Source organism: Rhodoferax mekongensis, from assembly GCF_032191775.1.
GTDB lineage: Bacteria > Pseudomonadota > Gammaproteobacteria > Burkholderiales > Burkholderiaceae_C > Allorhodoferax > Allorhodoferax mekongensis.
The window spans coordinates 3,589,898-3,603,938 of record NZ_CP132507.1; the positions used below are offsets into that span (position 1 = coordinate 3,589,898).

Consider the following 14,041-nt stretch of genomic DNA (forward strand, 5'->3'; position numbering starts at 1 on the left):
ATGAGTGCGCCCATCCATGAGTCAGCATCTCCCTGGTTTGTCGATTTCCAGGATGTCTGGCTTGCTTACAACGATGAGCTGCTGAAGCAGAACCACTTTGCGGTCGAAGCTATCGACCTGCAGGTGCGCAAGGGGGAATTCATTGCCATCGTCGGCCCGTCCGGCTGTGGCAAGTCCACCTTCATGAAGCTGACCACCGGTCTGAAGATGCCCTCCAAGGGCAAGATCCTGATTGACAACGAGCCGGTAACCGGCCCGTTGAAGATTTCCGGCATGGCATTTCAGGCGCCGTCCCTGTTGCCTTGGCGCACCACCGTGGACAACGTGCTCTTGCCGTTGGAAATCGTGGAGCCCTACCGCAGCAACTTCAAAGCCAAGCGCAAAGAATACGAAGAGCGTGCGCGCAAGCTGCTGCAAAAAGTGGGCTTGGGCGGCTATGAAGACAAGTTCCCGTGGCAGCTCTCGGGGGGCATGCAGCAGCGGGCCAGCATATGCCGCGCACTGATCCATGAACCCAAGATGCTGCTGCTCGACGAGCCCTTCGGCGCGCTGGATGCGTTCACCCGCGAGGAGCTGTGGTGCATCTTGCGCGACTTGTGGACCGAACAACAGTTCAACGTGATTCTGGTGACGCACGACTTGCGTGAATCGGTGTTCCTGGCCGACACGGTCTATGTCATGAGCAAGAGCCCAGGCCGCTTTGTGGTGAAGCGCGAGATCGACCTGCCGCGCCCGCGCGACCTGGAGATCACCTACACCAAAGAGTTCACCGACATCGTGCACGAGTTGCGCGGGCACATCGGCGCCATGCGCTCGAACGCCCCGGCAGCCTCTGGCGCGATTACCCAATAAAGGCTGCCCATGAGCAAAAAACAAATCGAGACCTGGGCACCGTGGGTGCTGCTGGTGGTCTTCATTCTGCTGTGGCAATTGCTGTGCAGCGTATTTGAAGTGTCAGAGTTCGTCTTCCCCAGCCCGGCACGTATCTGGACACAGTTCTGGGAGTTCAAGGGCATCATTGCCGGCCACGCTTGGCGCACCTTCTGGGTGACCATGGCGGGCTTCGGCATTGCCATTGTGGTGGGGGTGTTGCTGGGCTTTGTGATCGGCAGTTCGCGACTGGCCTATGCGGCGGTGTACCCGCTGATGACGGCATTCAATGCACTGCCCAAAGCTGCGTTTGTGCCCATCCTCGTGGTCTGGTTCGGCATCGGCGTGGGCCCGGCCATCCTGACAGCCTTTTTGATCAGCTTCTTCCCCATCATGGTGAACATTGCCACCGGCCTGGCCACCCTGGAGCCGGAGCTGGAAGATGTGCTGCGGGTGCTGGGCGCCAAGCGCTGGGATGTGTTGGTGAAGGTGGGCCTGCCCCGTTCCATGCCTTACTTCTACGGCTCGCTCAAAGTCGCCATCACCCTGGCGTTTGTGGGTACCACGGTGTCCGAGATGACAGCCGCCAACGAAGGCATCGGCTACCTGCTGATCAGTGCAGGCTCGGCCATGCAAATGGGCTTGGCATTTGCCGGCTTGGTGGTGGTGGGCGCCATGGCCATGGTGATGTACGAGCTGTTCAGCGCGATTGAAAAGCACACTACCGCCTGGGCGCATCGCGGCTCGCAGAACCACTGATGACGCCTGAACAGATAGCCCGCCACCTGCTGCGTGCCAACGCGGTGGCGCAGCGCGCGCTGACATTAGGAAAACACCCGTTCGGCGCCATTCTGGTGGCGCCGAATGGGGAAACCGTCTTGGCGGAGCAAGGCAATGTGGATACGGTCAACCACGCCGAATCCACCTTGGCGCGCACGGCAGCCACCAACTTCACCCCGGATTACCTGTGGGGCTGCACACTGGTCACCACCGTGGAACCTTGCGCCATGTGCGCGGGCACGCAGTACTGGGCCAATATCGGTACCTTGGTGTTCGGCATGACGGAACGCCGCCTCCTGGAGCTGACCGGCAACCACGAAGAAAACCCGACGATGGACCTGCCCAGCCGCACGGTGCTGGCGGCAGGCCAGAAGCAGGTCACCGTCATCGGGCCGGTGCCGGCAGTCGAAGAAGCCATCGCCGCCTTGCATCAACACTTCTGGCAGCGCTGAAGCGCCAGCAACGCACACAACAATTGAGCCATGGTTTGGCACGCACGTTTACAACTGGATTACCGCCTCGAAGCAGAGCGTTGCGTGGCCCGCTACGAGCACAGCGGCCCGCTGCGTATCCTGCAAAGCCTTTACCCTGAAGGCGACGACATTTGCCACAACGTACTGGTACACCCGCCTGGTGGACTGGTCGGTGGTGACACACTGAACTTGGACATCACGGTGGGCAGCGGCGCACACGGCCTGGTCACTACGCCGGGCGCCACCCGATTTTACCGCTCCGAAGGTCCGGTAGCCACCCAGGAAACCACTCTCACCCTCCAAGAAGGTGCTCGCCTGGAATGGCTGCCGCTGGAGGCGATTTGCTATGACGCCTGCCATGCGGTCAACCGCCTGCGTCTGCAACTCGCCCCCGGATCGCAGTGCCTGGGCTGGGATGTGACAGCGCTGGGCCTGCCCCACGCGCAACTGCCTTTTCTGAAAGGCAGTCTGGAACAACACCTGGAGATACCCGGCGTCTGGTTGGAGCGCGGGACCTTGCGCGCAAATGACCAACGGCTGATGAATGGCCCTACCGGGCTGGACGGGAATCGCTGCCTGGCGACCCTGTTTTTTGCCAGCGGAACGCCCTGGATCCGCGCCGACAAGGAAGCCCTGCTGGACATGGCGCGCGCAACCTTGAAAGACCATGCTCTTGCAGCGACTGCAGGGGCCACCAGCCCCAACACCCGCATTCTGGTACTCCGGGTGCTTGCACCCACTGTGGAGCCTGCCATGCAATTGCTGCGCCTTGTGCGCAAGCAGTGGCGTACCCATGCATGGCAACTGGCAGGGCAGGACCCGCGCATCTGGGCCATGTAATTCCCCTGTTCAATGGCCATGGGCGCCACCATAATGGTGCCAATGGCCGCTCTCGATTCGGATTTCTCGACCTGCTCTGCCCTGGTGGTAGACGGCAATCCGACTTCGCGCTCGATTCTGGTGTCGCAGCTGCGCGACTTCGGCGTTGCGAGCGTTGCCCAAGCGGCCCGCGCAGTGGATGCCCGTCGTCAACTGGAGTTCCGCACCTTCGACTTCGTGCTGTGCGAGCAACACTTTCCCACTGATGCCATGTCCGGGCAGGATCTGCTGGACGACTTGCGCCGCAACCAGCTGCTGCCCTTCTCCACCGTGTTCATCATGATCACCGGTGAAGCCACCTACGCCAAGGTGGCGGAAGCCGCCGAATCGGCCCTGGACGGCTACATGCTCAAACCCCACAAAGCGACCCAATTGGCCGACAGACTGGTAGCCGCACGGGTGCGAAAAGTGTCTCTGCAGGGCATCTTCACTGCCATTGAGGAAGAGAATTTCGAAGAAGCCGCGCGTCTGTGCCTGGAACGCTTTGAGGCCAGAGGCCAGTTCTGGTTGTATGCGGCACGGGTGGGCGCAGAGCTGTTGCTGCGTCTGGGTCGCTGCATTGAGGCCCAAACTTTGTACAAGGCAGTCGTCGATGCCAAAACACTGCCTTGGGCCAAGCTGGGTGTCGCACGATCGCAGCTGGAGGCCGGCCAGATCAACCAAGCCACCAGCACCCTCGAAAAATTGATAGGCGAAGATGCGAATTACGCCGATGCCTATGACGTCATGGGCCGGGCCCAGTTTGAGTTGGGCCGTTTTGACAAGGCCCTGGAAACCTACAAAATGGCCGCCACGCTCACGCCGGCCTCCATCAGCCGGGTACAGAACCTGGCCATGATGACCTACTATTCCGGCGATCACGAGGAGGCCGAAAAGCTGCTCGACAAGACCACGCGCTTGGGGCTCGACTCCAAGATGTTTGACGCACAAACACTGGTGCTGCTGGCCTTTACCCGACTGGGTACCGCAGACCGCAAGGGCCTGCAGCGCTGCTATGACGATTTTCTGCGGCTCATCGACAAAGACGAGGGCAACGCACGCCTAAGGCGCCTGGCTGCCATCGTGGAAGCACTCAATCTGATACAGCAGCACCAATTCGCCCGCTCCGTCGATGCGGTGCGCTTGATGGCGAAATCTGTGCGTGAGCCGGAGTTTGATTTTGAGTCCGCCAGCAACCTCGTGGCGCTGATGGCCCACCTGTCAGCCAAAGCCATCCAACTCAATGAGCTGGAGGAAACCATTGATGTCATCGGCCGACGCTTTTGCAGCAACCGCTCATTGACGGAGCTGCTTGCTGCCAGCGCCGTGTCCCACCCTCCGTATGCGGACCGGCTGAGACTAGCCCAGTCTCAAGTGCTGGAATTTGCAGAAACGGCCATGGCACTGAGCCTTGCAGGCGACCCGACCAATGCCGTCAAAAACCTGATCCTGCATGGCCGGGACACACTCAACTCGCGACTGATCGACAACGCCTACCAGTTGCTGCAAAAGCACAGCGCCAAAGTCAAAGGAGCTTCCGATTTGCAGGACATGGTGCAGCAGCTCAAGGCGCGTTGCGGGCCTTTGGTCAACCGCGCGTCCCTGGGCGAGCAAAAGCGCCAGGCCGGTGGGCTGGCCTTGCGCACCGGCAAGCGGGTTGCTCCGGAATTCGGCAAACTGCCGGAACCGCCCCCCGCTTCATCACCACCAACGGAAGAACTGCTACCCGGCGTCTAAATGGCCACCAGGCCACGTACGCCGTCGACTTCCATGTTCTGTCCCATGCCACGTGCGAGCACGGCGCCACGTTCCATCACGATGTAGTCATCTGCCAACTCCTGGGCAAAGTCGTAGTACTGCTCCACCAGCAGAATGGCCATATCGCCACGGTCTGCCAGCATGCGGATCACACGACCAATGTCCTTGATGATGCTGGGCTGGATGCCTTCGGTAGGCTCATCGAGGATCAGTACCTTGGGGCCCGCCGCCAACGCACGCGCAATCGCCAGCTGCTGCTGTTGCCCGCCAGACAAGTCGCCGCCCCGGCGGTGCAACATTTGTTGGAGCACAGGAAACAACTCAAATAGCTCCGCCGGAATCGGGGTGCCGGCGGATTTGTATGCCAAGCCCATGCGGAGGTTTTCTTCCACAGTGAGGCGCCCGAAAATCTCGCGTCCCTGGGGCACAAAGCCGATACCCAAACGGGCACGCTCGTAAGGCGTGAGCTTGTGGATTTCTTTGCCCCCCATGGAAATCGTGCCGGACTTGATGGGCACCAGGCCCATCAGGGATTTCAGCAATGTGGTCTTGCCTACGCCGTTACGCCCCAGGATGACCTTGACCTTGCCGACCTCGGCCTCCAGACTCACGTCCCGCAGGATGTGGGAGCCACCGTAGTACTGGTTGATGTTTTTTACTTCAAGCATGGCGAATCAACCTCAACGGCCTAAATAGACTTCAATCACACGCTCATCGGCCTGCACCTGATCCAGCGTGCCCTGGGCCAATACCGAGCCGTCACACAACACGGTGACGATGTCACTGATGGTGCGGATAAAGCTCATGTCGTGCTCCACCACCATCAGGGAGTGTTTGCCTTTGAGGCTCAAAAACAATTCGGCTGTGCGCTCGGTTTCCTCATCCGTCATCCCGGCGACCGGCTCATCCAGCAGCAGGAGCTTGGGGTCCTGCATGAGCAACATGCCGATCTCCAGCCATTGCTTTTGGCCGTGACTCAGGTTGCCGGCGAGACGCCCCACGCTGTCCGCCAAGTGAATGGTGTGCAGGATGTCCGCCAGACGATCCCGCTGCGCGGAGTCCAGCTTGAAGAACATGGAAGCTTTGACGCCCTTGTCCGTCTTCAAGGCCAGTTCCAGGTTCTCAAACACCGAGAGTTGCTCAAACACCGTCGGCTTTTGGAATTTGCGCCCAATGCCCAACTGCGCGATCTCAGACTCTTTGTAGCGCAGCAGATCGATGGTGCTGCCGAAGTACACGGTGCCACTGTCCGGCCGGGTCTTGCCGGTGATGATGTCCATCATCGTGGTCTTGCCGGCGCCGTTGGGCCCGATGATGCAGCGCAGCTCGCCGGGTGCGATATCCAGCGACAGGTTGTTGATGGCCTTGAAGCCATCGAAACTCACGTTCACATCTTCCAGGTAAAGAATGCGCCCATGGGTCACATCCACTTCGCCCTGGTTGGCCAGTCGGCCAAAACCGGCCGTGCGACCGCCAGACTCGGTTTGGGTGGTTTGCGCGGCCAATGCGGCCAAGCGCGCTTCGACGCGACGTGCGCCTTGTTCCAACAGATCGGGAGTCATGCTTTCCCTCCCTTCAGTTTCTTGATCAATCCCACCACGCCGTCGGGCAGGAACAGGGTGACACCAATGAAGAGCGCACCGAGGAAGTACAACCAGAACTCAGGGTACGTCACGGTGAGCCAGCTCTTGGCGCCGTTGACGAGGAAGGCACCGATGATGGGGCCGATCAGCGTCGCGCGTCCGCCCACGGCGGCCCAGATGGCAATCTCAATCGAGTTGGCCGGGCTCATTTCACTGGGGTTGATGATGCCGACCTGCGGCACATACAACGCGCCCGCCACACCGCACATCATGGCCGAGATGGTCCAGATGGTGAGCTTGTAGCCCAGGGTGGAATAGCCGCTGAACATGACGCGGCTTTCCGCATCCCGCACGGCCTGCAACACCCGGCCGAACTTGCTGCCCACCAGCCAGCGGGCCAGCAGGAAGAACAGCAGCAAAGTCACCGAGGTCATGACGAACAAGGTCATGCGCATGCTGGTGGTGGCGATTGGTATGTCCAGAATTCGCTTGAAGTCAGTGAAGCCGTTGTTGCCACCAAAGCCGGTTTCATTGCGGAAGAAGAGCAACATGGCCGCAAACGTCATCGCCTGGGTGATGATGGAAAAGTACACGCCCTTGATGCGCGAGCGGAAGGCAAAGTAGCCGAACACAAAGGCCACAACCCCCGGCACGGCCACTACCAAAAACAGCGTGGCACCAAAGCTGCCGGACAGCGCCCAATGCCAAGGCAGCTCTTTCCAGTCCAGAAACACCATGAAGTCCGGCAAATTGCTTTTGTAGTTGCCATCCAGCCCGATCTGGCGCATCAGGTACATGCCCATGGCATAGCCGCCCAGCGCAAAGAACAGGCCGTGCCCCAGACTCAGGATGCCGGTGTAGCCCCAGATCAGGCCCATGGCGAGTGCGCAGATGGAATAGCACATGATCTTGGCGGTGAGAGCCACCGCGAAATCGCTCAAATGCAATACGCTGCCTTCCGGGACCATCAGGTTGAGCACAGGCACCAGAGCGCACAGCACGATCAATGCTGACAACCATGCGGCCCAACCCGCGCGCGTGAGCAGCGGTTGTGGAGTGGGTAAAGAGATGTTGCTCATGCTTCTGCGCTCCGGCCCTTCATGGCAAAGATGCCTTGCGGACGCTTCTGGATAAAGACGATGATGAAAACCAGCACCGCGATCTTGGCCAGCACCGCACCGGTCCAGCCCTCGAGGAACTTGTTGAGAATGCCCAGGCCCATGGCCGCATACACGGTTCCGGCCAGCTGGCCCACACCGCCCAGTACCACCACCATGAAGGAGTCCACGATGTAGCCTTGGCCCAGGTCAGGCCCCACGTTGCCCACCTGGCTCAAAGCGCAGCCGGCCAAACCGGCAATGCCGGAACCCAGTGCAAAGGCGTAGGTGTCGATGCGGGCCGTGTTCACACCCATGCAGCTCGCAATCGGGCGGTTTTGTGTGACGCCGCGCACAAAAAGCCCCAAGCGTGTTTTCTCAATCAGGAACCACACGCCCGCCAGCACAGCCACTGCAAAGGCGACGATGATCAATCGGTTGTAGGGCAGCGAGAGGTTGCCCAGCAGCTGTACACCTCCACTCATCCAACTCGGGTTTTCCACGCCGACGTTTTGCGCCCCGAACAGGGTGCGCACCAACTGCATCAGCATCAGGCTGATACCCCAGGTCGCCAGCAGAGTCTCCAGCGGACGCCCGTACAGGAAACGGATGACGCTGCGTTCCAAGGCAGCACCCACCAGCGCCGAGGTCATGAACGCCACCGGCACTGCGGCCAGCAAATACCAGTCGAAAGCGCCGGGCAGGTACTTCTGAAACAGCACCTGAACCACGTAAGTGGCGTAGGCGCCTATCATCATGAGCTCGCCGTGGGCCATGTTGATCACGCCCATCAAACCATAGGTGATGGCCAAACCCAGTGCCACCAACAGCAGGATGGAACCGAGGCTTACACCACTAAAGATGGCACCCAAGCGGTCTCCCCATGCGAGGCGGGACTCGACAGTGCCCAAGCTCTTTTGCAATGCGGTTTTCACATTGGCATCGGTCTCGACTTGCAGGCGCTCGACCAGCAACGTTTTGGTGGCGGCCTGCGTGCTTTCGCCCAGTTGCGCAGCGGCCTCGAGACGCTTTACCGGGTCTTCACTGCCCAACATCGCTGCCGCACGCAACAACTGCAATTTCTCTTTCAAGTCAGGGACAGTTTCGATAGCGAGCGCCTTTTCGAGAAGCGCAAGCTTGCCTGCGTCCACCTGCCCCCCCAGGGTCTTGATTGCATCGCGCCGCACCGCGACGTCGGGCGACAGCAGCTTGACCGCAGCCAGCGCGGTATCCAGCTCTCCGCGCATGCGGTTGTTGTTCATGACGTCTTCGGCGGTATCGGGCACAGCGACTTCCGCTTGGGTGACCGGGTCCACACCCTTGCCGTCCAAAACCATCACAGGCACTTCGCCCACGAGCTTGACGGCATCGTCTGAGAGGGCCTGGATGAAACGCACCGTGCGTTCATCGGCGTTCTCCACCGCTTTTTGCAATGCCGCCACGCGGGCATCGCTCTCGCCGGATGCCATGGCTTTTGCCTCTTCAGCGCTCAGCGCATATGCGCGAGCAGCTATCAAAAGCATAGCAAACATCAGCCATTGAAATAGTCTTTTTGGCATACGCCAATCTCTCCGGGGTAAAAACAACAAGCCGCCACGCCTTTTTCAAGACTGTGGCGGCTCTGGCTAGACGCTAGCCTCTCCCTGCCTTCGCCTTACTTCTTTGCGGGCTCGTCAGGCTTCTTGTCGTTGCCTTCGATGTAAGGAGACCATGGCTTGGCCTTCACAGGGCCCGGTGTCTTCCAGACCACGTTGAACTGTCCGTCGGCCTTGATTTCGCCGATAAACACGCTCTTGTGCAAATGGTGGTTCTTTTCGTCCATCTTGGACACAATGCCGCTCGGTGCCTTGAAGGTCTGGCCGGCCATCGCAGCGATCACCTTGTCCACGTCAGTGGACTTGGCTTTCTCGACCGCTTGCTTCCACATGTTGATACCGATATAGGTCGCTTCCATCGGGTCGTTGGTCAAAGGCTTGTCCTTGTGACCGGCAATGCCCTTGGCCTTGGCGTAGTCAGACCACTTTTTGATGAACTCGGTGTTGGCAGGATTCTTGATGGACTGGAAGTAGTTCCATGCAGCCAGGTGGCCCACCAAGGGTTTGGTGTCCACGCCACGCAGTTCTTCTTCACCCACCGAGAAAGCCACCACAGGCACATCTTTGGCCTTCAGGCCTGCGTTGCCCAGTTCCTTGTAGAAAGGCACGTTGGAGTCACCGTTGATGGTGGACACCACGGCGGTCTTGCCGCCGGCAGAGAACTTCTTGATGTCAGCCACGATGGTTTGGTAATCGCTGTGGCCGAAGGGGGTGTATTTCTCGTCGATGTCAGACTCTTTCACGCCCTTGCTCTTCAAGTATGCGCGCAGGATCTTGTTGGTCGTGCGAGGGTACACATAGTCAGTGCCCAGCAGAACCCAACGCTTGGCGGCACCACCTTCTTTGCTCATCAGGTAGTCGACTGCGGGGATGGCCTGCTGGTTAGGCGCAGCACCGGTGTAGAACACGTTTTTGGACAGCTCTTCACCTTCGTATTGCACGGGGTAGAACAGCAGGCCGTTCAGCTCTTCCACGACGGGCAGTACGGACTTGCGGGACACGGAAGTCCAGCAACCGAAGATGACGGAGACTTTGTCCTGGGTCAGCAACTGCTTGGTCTTTTCAGCAAACAGGGGCCAGTTGGAAGCGGGGTCCACGACCACGGGTTCCAATTTCTTGCCGAGCACGCCACCCTTGGCGTTGATTTCGTCGATGGCCATCAACACGGTGTCTTTCAACACGGTTTCGGAAATGGCCATGGTGCCGGACAGGCTGTGCAGGATACCGACCTTGATGGTGTCAGCAGCCATTGCGGGCACGGCCGACAAGGTGGTGAGAGCGACGGCAGCGGTGAGTGCCTTCAAAGTAAAACGACGTTGCATGTGGGCTTCTCCGGGGGTTAAACAAATCCATCTCGCTTCTCGCAAAACAATCTCGGAACAGGTTTTGTGATGCGATGGAGTGACTGTAGGTTTGGCCGCCCGAACCGGAAATACGCCTAGTGGCGTACACCTCTGCAAAGTCCCCACTGCAATAAAAAAGCCGGCCCGCAAAGCGGCCGGCCTAGATGGCGGGTGAACGCGGATCAGAGCGTGGTGGTGGTCGTTGTCGTGGTAGTGCCGGTCGTGGTGCCTGTGCTTGTCGCTGGCGGAGTCACGGGTGGTAGGTCGTCTGTACCGCGACCGTGACGAACTTGGCCGGGGGCGTCGTCCGCACCGCGACCCTGGCGCACGTGGCCGGCAGCATCGTCGGCGCCGCGTCCACGACGCTGACCGCCGGAATCATCGCTTCGGTTGCTGCTGGTCGTACTGGTGCTGCCGGAACTGGAAGATGCACTGGAGGACGAAGAAGAAGACGAGGAGCCCGAAGACGAAGAGCCCGAAGACGAAGATTTACCTGGCGAGCCACCTTTGTCGGCCAGCGCAGATGTGGCGCTGAAAGCAAGCAACAGACTGGCACTGGTAGCTACGAGAGCCGAGCGGATGAAGGTCATGGTGTGATTCCTTAAGTTAGTTAAATTTCCACGATGTGTGTGATTTTTTCCCACGCACGACCAAACTATATGTGTGAAATTTTCCCGCGTCAAATAATTTGTGTAAATTTTTCCCACAAGCAAGTTACATTTGAGCCCATGGACAGTTCCAACCCTTCCCTCGCCGGACCGCCTCCCGCGTTGGTGCGCGCACTACGCCGCGTATTGCGCCCCTTGGTGCGGGTCATGCTCGCGCAAGGCATCACGTACCCCTACCTCGCCGAGTTGCTGAAGAACCTGTTTGTCGATGTAGCTGCTACCGAATTCCGCTTAGACAACAAGGCTCCCACCGACAGCCGCATCAGCCTGATGACGGGGGTGCATCGCAAAGACGTCTCCCGTCTGCGCAACGAGTTGGCACAAACAAGCGAAGCGGTTCCCGATGTGGTCTCCCTCGGTGCCCAGCTGGTCGCTGTGTGGCTGGGCACCGCCCGCTATTTGCACGAAGACGGTAGCCCCCTGCCCTTGGCGCGCTTTGCCAGTGAGGGGGGTGAGTTGTCTTTTGAAAGCCTGGTTGCCGGTGTGAACAGCGATATCCGCTCGCGTGTGGTGCTGGATGAGTGGCTGCGGCTGGGGGTCGTCCGCCTGGACGCCGAAAACCGCGTGTGCTTGAATGCCGAAGCCTTTGTGCCCAGTGAGGGCTTCGACGAAAAAGCTTTCTACTTCGGCCACAACCTGCACGACCATGCCGCTGCGGCCGCGCGTAACCTGCTAGGCGTGCAGCCCGCGCTGCTGGAACGCAGCGTGCAATATGACGCACTGAGCGAAGCCTCCATGGCACTCCTCGCCAAGCAATCGCGCGAGGCCGGCATGAAGGCCCTGCTGGCCGTGAACAAAAACGCCCTTGCTTTGGAACAAGCCGATGCAGACACAGAGGTCCCCAAACACCGCATGACCTTCGGCATTTACTTTTATACCGAACCCATGCCCGAAGCACCCACTGCACCTGCCGGTAAGACAGGGTCTGCCCCATGAACCGCCAGCTCCATCATTTGCGCCGCCTTGCTGCAGCAGTAGCTCTCATGGGAGCGCTGCACGCACAGGGCGCCAACGTGTGTGGCCACAGCGACTCGCCGGTCAACCCGCAAGCAGCAGCGCCGGGCATTGGTGGCACCGGTGACACCGCCCTGCGCCCTGGCATCGGGGGCACCGGCGATGTAGCACTCAAGCCCGCCATTGGCGGCACCGGCATCGACAACGGAGGCATAGGCGGCACAGGCATCGTGGGGGTGATTACCGGTTTTGCCAGCATCTGCGTCAATGGCATAGAGGTGCACTACGACGAGAGTACGCCGGTCAATGACAACGGGCAAACCGTCAATACAGGCGTATTGGCAATCGGACAGGTGGTGGTGGTGAAGGCGAAAGGCCAGGGCGATGAACTGCAAGCCGAGACAATTGCCTTGCAACACCTTGCAGTCGGACCGGTAGAACGGGTGGACACCGCGCGCAATGAAGTCCGGGTTCTGGGCCAAACCCTGCGCTGGAGCGGCGAGCCGGGCACCCTGTCTGCCCTGAAACCCGGCCAGTGGGTCCGGGTCAGCGGCCTGCGCATGAGTGATGGCAGCATTGACACCACCCGTCTGCAACCTATCCCACCGCAAGCCCAGGCCCAACTCACCGGCCCAGCGGATCATGGGGCAGAAGGCACTCTACGGATCGGTGAAACCACGGTCCAAACCGGGCGACTTGGTTTTCTTGAGGGCTTGCGTGCATGGCGCGCCGCCCTCAACGGCCAGGAAGTCCAGGTTCAAGGCATCTGGGATGGAAAGCAGTTGGTCGCCACAGGCATGCAGCTGCAACCCACGCGCACCACCATGGGACCGGTAGAGCGGGTCGTGGTGGAGGGCTATATCAAAGCCGCCTCGACGGACGGTTTGGACATCGGCCAGGGACGCATGGCCTTGGGTGCACAGGTGAGCGCACGGCAACGTGCCGAACTGCGGGAAGACCGCGAGCAGCGAGTGCGCGTTACAGGGGTACGTGGAAGTGATGACCGCATCACCGTGGAACGGGTGGATGTGCGCCAAAGTTCCGAAAAGCGGGTCCGCTCCAGTGGCAAAGGCGAGGGCGGCAGCCGCAGCGGCAAATCGGAAGATACAAGCGGGCAGGACGATTCCAAATCAGGCAGTTCGGGCAAAAACGAAAGCGGAGACGACAGCAAGAGCGGGAGCACCGAGAGCGGTAGCGGAAAGACAGAAACTACTTCGGGAGGTAGCATCAAAACGGAAAGCTCTGGTAGCTCTGGTGGTTCCGGAGGGTCTGGCAGCTCGGGTGGACGCAGCAAAGGAAAATAGTTAAGGTAGAGGTCTTAGCGCATAGACGCTATATTTTTCATAGCGACCTGCGCATATTCCATGAGCACCAGACGCCAATTTATATCAACATCCGTAGGGCTTGCAAGCATTGCCGGTTTGGCCGATGCACTGGCCATGGGCCAGAAACCGTTACAAAGTGGAATACGCCGTATCAAAGGCGATGTGCGATTGAATGGCAGCCCCGCCAGGGTGGACCAAGCCGTGCTGCCGGGCGACACCATTGCCACTGGAGCCAACAGCGAAGTGCTGTATGTGATGGCCAACAACGCCTACCTCATGCGCGACAACAGCGTGATCCAGTTTGTGCAGGATGGTGCGGTCGGCGTCTTGCGCTTGATTACGGGCAAAGTGCTGGCGGTGTTCGGGCCCGGCCCCAAGCGGCTCGAGACCCCGGCAGCCACCATAGGCATCCGCGGCACTGCTTGCTATATGGAAACGATGGAGGCCAAGCTCTACTTTTGCCTGTGCTACGGCACTGCCGACATCCAGCCCCTGGCCGACGCCACCCAAGCACGCACCCTGACCACGCACTACCACGACGCGCCACTGTACATAGGTCGCGAAGCTGGTAGGCACCTGATGGAACCTGCACCGGTCATCAATCACCGGGACTTGGAACTCATCATGCTGGAAGAAGCCGTAGGCCGCCAGCCACCGTTCATGCAGCGCGCCAACCGGGACTCCAACGGTTACTGAGCCTTCAGCGTGTAGTCAGAACCCTGCACGCAAAGTCCCTC

14 protein-coding genes are annotated in these 14,041 nt (G+C 59.9%); 8 read left to right on the forward strand and 6 right to left on the reverse strand.

The features are described from left to right. From RAN89_RS17120 to RAN89_RS17140, 5 genes are read left to right on the forward strand one after another with little or no spacing between them, the layout of a single operon-like run. Positions 1–852, forward strand: coding sequence for an ABC transporter ATP-binding protein (locus RAN89_RS17120; protein WP_313867427.1), 852 nt, complete (start codon positions 1–3; stop codon positions 850–852). A 9-nt stretch (positions 853–861) separates the two neighbouring features. Next, the gene (locus RAN89_RS17125; protein ID WP_313867428.1) at positions 862–1,629 is read left to right on the forward strand and encodes an ABC transporter permease; all 768 of its coding nucleotides are present in this window, start codon (positions 862–864) and stop codon (positions 1,627–1,629) included. After that, the gene (locus RAN89_RS17130; protein WP_313867429.1) at positions 1,629–2,102 is read left to right on the forward strand and encodes a nucleoside deaminase; all 474 of its coding nucleotides are present in this window, start codon (positions 1,629–1,631) and stop codon (positions 2,100–2,102) included. The genes RAN89_RS17125 and RAN89_RS17130 overlap by 1 nt, the downstream gene beginning before the upstream one ends. Before the next feature lie 30 nt (positions 2,103–2,132). Then, the gene (locus RAN89_RS17135) at positions 2,133–2,963 is read left to right on the forward strand and encodes an urease accessory protein UreD (protein WP_313867430.1); all 831 of its coding nucleotides are present in this window, start codon (positions 2,133–2,135) and stop codon (positions 2,961–2,963) included. Positions 2,964–3,005: 42 nt separating this feature from the next. Continuing rightward, complete coding sequence (locus tag RAN89_RS17140) at positions 3,006–4,718, forward strand: response regulator (protein WP_313867431.1); 1,713 nt, start codon at positions 3,006–3,008, stop codon at positions 4,716–4,718. Here RAN89_RS17140 and urtE read toward each other — a convergent pair. From urtE to RAN89_RS17170, 6 genes are all read right to left on the reverse strand, one after another. After that, a complete protein-coding gene (gene urtE / locus RAN89_RS17145; protein ID WP_313867432.1) occupies positions 4,715–5,407 on the reverse strand; it encodes an urea ABC transporter ATP-binding subunit UrtE in 693 nt (230 codons plus the stop codon). The genes RAN89_RS17140 and urtE overlap by 4 nt on opposite strands. A gap of 12 nt (positions 5,408–5,419) precedes the next feature. After that, positions 5,420–6,301, reverse strand: a complete 882-nt coding sequence (urtD, locus tag RAN89_RS17150) for an urea ABC transporter ATP-binding protein UrtD (RefSeq protein ID WP_313867433.1) — start codon at positions 6,299–6,301, stop codon at positions 5,420–5,422. Continuing rightward, positions 6,298–7,401, reverse strand: a complete 1,104-nt coding sequence (urtC, locus tag RAN89_RS17155) for an urea ABC transporter permease subunit UrtC (RefSeq protein ID WP_313867434.1) — start codon at positions 7,399–7,401, stop codon at positions 6,298–6,300. Before urtC ends, urtD begins: the two co-directional genes overlap by 4 nt. Further along, on the reverse strand, positions 7,398–8,951 hold the full coding sequence (gene urtB, locus RAN89_RS17160; protein WP_428984466.1) for an urea ABC transporter permease subunit UrtB: 1,554 nt from the start codon (positions 8,949–8,951) through the stop codon (positions 7,398–7,400). The genes urtC and urtB overlap by 4 nt, the downstream gene beginning before the upstream one ends. 122 nt (positions 8,952–9,073) lie before the next feature. Next, positions 9,074–10,336 carry an urea ABC transporter substrate-binding protein gene (gene urtA, locus RAN89_RS17165; protein ID WP_313867436.1) on the reverse strand — a complete coding sequence of 421 codons (1,263 nt, stop codon included), beginning with the start codon at positions 10,334–10,336 and terminating at the stop codon, positions 9,074–9,076. A gap of 203 nt (positions 10,337–10,539) precedes the next feature. Next, a complete protein-coding gene (locus RAN89_RS17170; protein WP_313867437.1) occupies positions 10,540–10,947 on the reverse strand; it encodes a hypothetical protein in 408 nt (135 codons plus the stop codon). 138 nt (positions 10,948–11,085) lie between these two features. Between RAN89_RS17170 and RAN89_RS17175 the strand changes: the two genes are divergently transcribed. Genes RAN89_RS17175 through RAN89_RS17185 form a run of 3 tightly spaced genes read left to right on the forward strand, consistent with a single transcriptional unit; the run spans position 11,086 to position 14,000 of the window. Continuing rightward, positions 11,086–11,961, forward strand: coding sequence for a DUF6502 family protein (locus tag RAN89_RS17175; protein ID WP_313867438.1), 876 nt, complete (start codon positions 11,086–11,088; stop codon positions 11,959–11,961). Continuing rightward, a complete protein-coding gene (locus RAN89_RS17180) occupies positions 11,958–13,283 on the forward strand; it encodes a DUF5666 domain-containing protein (protein ID WP_313867439.1) in 1,326 nt (441 codons plus the stop codon). The genes RAN89_RS17175 and RAN89_RS17180 overlap by 4 nt, the downstream gene beginning before the upstream one ends. Before the next feature lie 60 nt (positions 13,284–13,343). Continuing rightward, positions 13,344–14,000, forward strand: a complete 657-nt coding sequence (locus tag RAN89_RS17185; RefSeq protein ID WP_313867440.1) for a FecR family protein — start codon at positions 13,344–13,346, stop codon at positions 13,998–14,000. The last annotated feature ends 41 nt before the right edge of the window (positions 14,001–14,041 follow it).